At 64.5% G+C, this 5,551-nt stretch carries 3 protein-coding genes; all 3 read left to right on the plus strand.

Going from position 1 to position 5,551, the window contains the following annotated elements; all coding sequences use genetic code 11:
* Window positions 1-122 precede the first annotated feature (122 nt).
* Genes DK874_RS01155 through DK874_RS01165 form a run of 3 tightly spaced genes read left to right on the plus strand, consistent with a single transcriptional unit; the run spans window position 123 to window position 5,363 of the window.
* Window positions 123-2,414, plus strand: coding sequence for a 3-hydroxyacyl-CoA dehydrogenase/enoyl-CoA hydratase family protein (locus DK874_RS01155; protein WP_114311995.1), 2,292 nt, complete (start codon window positions 123-125; stop codon window positions 2,412-2,414).
* A gap of 12 nt (window positions 2,415-2,426) precedes the next feature.
* Window positions 2,427-3,620: a thiolase family protein gene (locus tag DK874_RS01160; RefSeq protein ID WP_114311997.1), complete on the plus strand. Its 1,194-nt coding sequence runs from the start codon at window positions 2,427-2,429 to the stop codon at window positions 3,618-3,620.
* A 9-nt stretch (window positions 3,621-3,629) separates the two neighbouring features.
* Window positions 3,630-5,363, plus strand: a complete 1,734-nt coding sequence (locus DK874_RS01165; RefSeq protein ID WP_114312000.1) for an acyl-CoA dehydrogenase FadE — start codon at window positions 3,630-3,632, stop codon at window positions 5,361-5,363.
* Window positions 5,364-5,551: the final 188 nt, after the last annotated feature.

A 5,551-nucleotide genomic window follows, 5' to 3' on the forward strand; every position in this document is an offset into this window, starting at 1 on the left:
TCCTGGCTAAGATACGGGAGGGGTCGGTTCCCCAAGGTGTCTCAAATGTAGTGGCCAATTACAGAGCTTTGACAAAAGGGAGGCCTTGGGCTTAAACTTTGACTGAGTATAAGGAGGTGACCATGATCAAGAAGGTAGGCGTGGTGGGTGCGGGGACCATGGGGAGCGGGATCGCTGCCTTGGTGGTGAGCGCCGGCATCCCGGTGGTCCTTTTGGACATCCCGGGCATAGAGGACCGGAACGAGGTGGCAAAAAGGGGGCTGGAACGAGCCTTAAAAGCCAAGCCGGCCGCCTTTATGGACGCGGACTTGGCCCGCTATGTGGAGATCGGCAACACCGAGGACGACTTGGGGAAGCTGGCCGACTGCGACTGGGTGGTGGAGGCCATCATTGAGAAGCCCGAGCCTAAGCGGGCCCTTTATGAACGCCTCGAGGGTATTCTGAAACCCACCGCCATCATCAGCTCCAACACCAGCGGCATCCCCATGCGGGTGCTTCTTGAAGGCCGGTCCGAGGGGTTTCGCCGTCGCTTCCTGGGCACCCACTTCTTTAACCCACCCCGCTATTTGCACCTCCTGGAACTGATCCCCACCCCTGAGACCGACCCCGCGGTGCTTGGGGAAATCCGCCGTTTTGGCGAGCGCATCCTGGGGAAGGGGACGGTGCTGGCTAAGGATTCGCCGGGCTTTATCGCCAACCGATTAGGGGTGTACGGCATGGTGCAGGCGGTGCGCCTCATGGAGAAGCACGGCCTTACCATCGACGAGGTGGATGCCCTCACGGGCCCCTTGCTGGGCCGCCCCAACTCTGCCACCTTCCGCACGGCTGACCTTACGGGTTTGGATGTACTGAAGCTGGTCACCGAGGAACTCGCCCAGGCCACAGGGGAGGACTTTGCCCTGCCGGAGTGGGTCTTGCGCCTGGTGGAGGAAGGGCGGCTTGGGGAGAAGACGGGGGCCGGGTTCTACAAGAGGGTGAACGGGGAGATCCACACCCTGGACTACCGCACCCTGGAGTACGCACCCCGGGCCAAGGTGGAGCTGCCCGAGCTTAGGGCCTTGCGGGACCTGCCCTTGGCGGAGAGGCTTCCCAAGGTTTTGGAGCTTCCCGGTAAATACGGGGCTTTCATGAAGGAGCTTTTCGCGCGTACTGCCCACTATACCCTGGAGAAGGCTCCCGAGATCGCCTACGACCTGGTGTCCGTGGACCAGGCCCTGGAGTGGGGGTTTGGCTGGGAGGAGGGGCCCTTTAGGAACATGGATGCCTTGGGCCTCGAGGGGCTAAGGCACCTTTTTGCCCAGCATGGCCTTCCCGAACCCGAGCTCCTCAAGAAGGCCCAGGGGAGCTTCTACCGTAACGGCACCTACCTGGGCTTTGACGGGGCCTACCACCCCCTGCCTGGGCGGGAGGGGGTTATTTCCCTGAAAGCCCTAAAGTCCGAGGGCAAGACCCTCCTGGAAAGCAAGGAAGCCGCCCTTTTGGACCTGGGGGACGGGGTGGCCCTTTTGGAGTTCCGCACCAAGATGAACGCCATCGGGGAGGGCGTGATCCGCATGCTCCAGAAGAGCCTGGAGTACGTGGAGGAGAAGGGCTACGTGGGCCTGGTGATCGGCAACGAAGACCCTAGGGCCTTCTCCGCCGGGGCCAACCTGGCCTTGATCCTCTCCTTGGCCCAGGAAGGGGACTGGGACGAGCTCTCCCTGGCGGTGCGGCAGTTCCAAAAGGCTTCCATGTCCTTGCGCTATAGCCCTTTCCCCGTGGTGGTGGCGCCCTTTGGCCTCACCTTGGGCGGCGGAGCGGAGTTCACCTTGCACGCCGATGGCGTCCAGGCCCATGCCGAGCTGTACATGGGCTTGGTGGAGGCGGGGGTGGGGCTCCTACCGGCGGGGGGCGGCACCAAGGAGATGCTCCTCCGTTTCACCCAGGAGCTTGCGCCCTACGAGGAGGCCGATCCCTTTGAGGGGGTGAAGCGGGCCTTCAACCTCATCGCCTTGGCCAAGACCTCCACCAGTGCCCTCGAGGCCCGCAAAATGGGCTTTCTGAGGGACAGGGACCGGATCAGCATGAACCGGAACTTCCTCATCGCCGACGCCAAGCGGCGGGTCTTGGAGCTGGCCCCGGACTACCGCCCCCCTCTCCCTCCCCAAATTCGCGTCCTGGGTAGCGAGGCCTTGGGCAACCTGCGATATGCGGTCTGGGCCTTTCGGGAGGCCGGTGAGATCTCCGACCACGACATGAAGATCGGCTTGGAGATCGCTAAGGTGCTTTCGGGTGGGGATGGTCCGGCGCGGGAGGTTTCCGAATGGGACCTTCTGGACCTGGAGCGGGAGGCGTTCTTGAACCTCCTCGGGACCCGTAAGACCCAGGAGCGGATCGCCTACACCCTTAAGACGGGTAAACCCCTGAGGAACTGAAGAGGTGGAACCATGCGGGAAGCGGTGATTGTAAGCGCAGTGCGGAGCCCCGTGGCCCGGGGCAAGAAGGATGGGGCCTTGGCCACCCTGCACCCCGTGGACCTATCCGCCCAGGTGATGCGGCAGGCCCTGGAGCGGGTGGGCTTGGATCCCAAGGAGCTGGAGGATGTCCTCTGGGGTTGCGCCATGCCCGAGGCGGCCCAGGGGCTGAACATCGCCCGGCTGGCCCTTTTGAGGGCGGGCTTTCCGGTGGAGGTGGCGGGAGCCACCGTTAACCGCTTTTGCTCTAGCGGCCTCCAGACCATCGCCATGGCCGCCCAGGCGGTGATGACCGGCATGGCCGATGCCGTCCTGGCCGGCGGGGTGGAGATGATGAGCCAGGTGCCCATGTCGGGCTACCACACCCGCCTGCACCCCGACCTCACCCCCACGGAGTGGACCCCGGAGGGCTACTCCACCTATATCGGCATGGGCTTTACCGCCGAGAGGGTGGCGGAGCGCTTTGGCATCAGCCGGGAGGACCAGGACCGCTGGGCGTTGCGTAGCCACCAGAGGGCGGCCCAGGCCTGGGCGGAGGGCCGGTTTACCGAGGTGGTGCCCATCCGCGTACCCCGGGTGCGCTACCAGGGAACCAAGAAGGTGGTGGAGGAAACCCTCTTTGAGCGGGACGAGACCGTGCGGCCCGAGACCTCCCTGGAGGCCTTGGCCAAGTTGCGGCCCGCCTTCAAAAAGGGTGGCACCGTGACCGCCGGGAATGCCAGCCCCTATTCCGACGGGGCGGCGGCGGTGGTGGTCATGAGCCAGGAGAGGGCGGAGGCCCTGGGGCTCAAGCCCCTAGCCCGTTTCCTCAGCTTTGCCGTGGCCGGGGTGGAGCCCGATGTGATGGGGATAGGCCCCATCAAGGCGGTGCCCAAGGCCCTGAAGCGGGCGGGCCTTTCCCTGGACCAGATTCACCTCATTGAGTTCAACGAGGCCTTCGCCGCCCAGGTGCTGGCGGTGATGCGCACCCTGGAAATGCCCGAGGAGAGGACCAACGTGAACGGCGGGGCCATCGCCCTGGGCCACCCCTTGGGGGCTACCGGGGCCAAGCTCACCGCCCAGCTCATCGCCGAGCTGGGGAAGCGGGGCGGAGGGTATGGCCTGGTGACCATGTGCATTGGCGGCGGCATGGGAGCCGCTGGGGTCTTTGAAGTCTATCCTGCTTAGGAGGGAGCCATGACCGAGGAAAAGAAGCTTTGGCAAAAGGGTGGGGGTTGGCTCTTGGAAACTCCGGAGCGCATCTACACCCCCGAGGACTTTGACGAGAGCGTGAGGGAGATCGCCCGCACCACCCGCACCTTTGTGGAAAGGGAGGTGCTGCCCCTTCTAGAGCGCATGGAGCACGGGGAGCTTTCCCTCAACGTGCCCCTTATGCGCAAGGCGGGGGAGCTTGGGCTTCTTGGGATTGAGGTGCCCGAGGAGTACGGGGGGCTGGACCTGCCCAAGGTGATTTCCACGGTGGTGGCGGAGGAGCTATCGGGTACCGGGGGCTTTTCCGTTACCTACGGGGCCCATACCTCCATCGGCACCCTGCCCCTGGTCTACTTTGGCACCGAGGAGCAGAAGCGGAAATACCTCCCCAAGCTGGCGAGTGGGGAATGGATTGCCGCCTACTGCCTTACGGAGCCGGGCTCGGGCTCCGATGCCCTTTCCGCCAAGACCCGGGCCACCCTTTCCCAGGATGGCAGGTACTACATCCTGAACGGGGTCAAGCAGTGGATCTCCAACGCTGGCTTTGCCAACCTCTTCACCGTCTTCGCCAAGGTGGATGGGGAACACTTCACCGCCTTCTTGGTGGAGCGGGATACCCCGGGGCTTTCCTTCGGCCCCGAGGAAAAGAAGATGGGCATCAAGGCCTCCAGCACCCGGCAGGTGATCCTCGAGGACGCCAAGGTACCGGTGGAAAACGTCCTGGGGGAGATTGGGAAAGGGCACAAGATCGCCTTCAACGTCCTCAACGTGGGCCGGTACAAGCTGGGGGCAGGGGCGGTGGGTGGGGCCAAAAGGGCCCTGGAGCTTTCCGCCAAATACGCTAAGGAACGGCACCAGTTTGGCCGGGCCATCGGGAGCTTCGGCCTGATCCAGGCGAAGCTTGGGGAGATGGCCAGCCGCATCTACGCCGCCGAAAGCGCCGTTTACCGCACCGTGGGCCTCATTGACGAGGCTCTCCTGGGCAAGAAAGGGGCGGAGGCGGTGATGGCAGGGATAGAGGAATATGCGGTGGAGGCCAGCATCATCAAGGTTCTGGGCTCGGAGGTACTGGACTACGTGGTGGACGAGGGGGTGCAGATCCACGGAGGGTACGGCTACTCCCAGGAGTACCCCATTGAACGGGCCTACCGCGACGCCCGCATCAACCGCATCTTTGAGGGTACCAACGAGATCAACCGCCTCCTCATTCCCGGCATGCTCCTGAGAAGGGCCATCAAGGGACAGCTTCCCCTGTTCCAGGCGGCCATGAGGCTGCAGAAGGAGCTTCTGGAGCCCAGCTTTGAGGAGCCTGAGGATCTGGAGCTTCACCAGGTGGCGGGTCTCAAGAAGCTGGCCCTCATGGTGGCGGGCCTGGCCGCCCAGAAGTACGGGGACAAACTGGAGGAGGAACAGGAGGTCCTGGGGGTGGTAGCGGACATCTTGATCGATGCCTATGCGGCAGAAAGCGCCCTCTTAAGGGCCCGTCGGCTTGGGGGCGTCGCCCTCGTCATGGCCCAGCTCTACCTCCTCCAGGCCCTGGACCGGGCCCAGGCGGGGGCGCTTTCCGTCCTGCCCCGGCTGGTGGAAGGGGATGAGGCCCGCGTGGTCTACTCCGCGGCCCGCAGGCTTACCAAGCACGAACCCGGGGACCTGGTGGCCCTGAGGCGGGAGGTGGCGGGGAGGGTCCTCGAGGCGGAAGGTTACCCCATTCCCCGTTAGGCGCAAAGGGCCTTTCCCTGCCGGGGTCTAGACCCCGGCAGGGGGTCCTATGGGGCTTGAGTGGACCAACCAAGCTGGCGGAAGACGTGGATGCCCCTTGGCCGGAGGCGCTCCTGTCATACCACCCCACCCTGGCTTGCGCCAGGGTGGGGGCCCCGGAAAGGGCCTCCGGTAGGCATCATCTCGTT

Source organism: Thermus caldifontis (assembly GCF_003336745.1).
In the GTDB taxonomy this organism is placed as follows: Bacteria; Deinococcota; Deinococci; order Deinococcales; family Thermaceae; genus Thermus; species Thermus caldifontis.

Excerpts from the sequence above, each read along its gene's own strand:
- DK874_RS01155 (WP_114311995.1), top strand. The coding sequence starts at position 123 with ATGATCAAGAAGGTAGGCGTGGTGGGTGCGGGGACCATGGGGAGCGGG.
- DK874_RS01160 (WP_114311997.1), top strand. The coding sequence starts at position 2,427 with ATGCGGGAAGCGGTGATTGTAAGCGCAGTGCGGAGCCCCGTGGCCCGG.
- DK874_RS01165 (WP_114312000.1), top strand. The coding sequence starts at position 3,630 with ATGACCGAGGAAAAGAAGCTTTGGCAAAAGGGTGGGGGTTGGCTCTTG.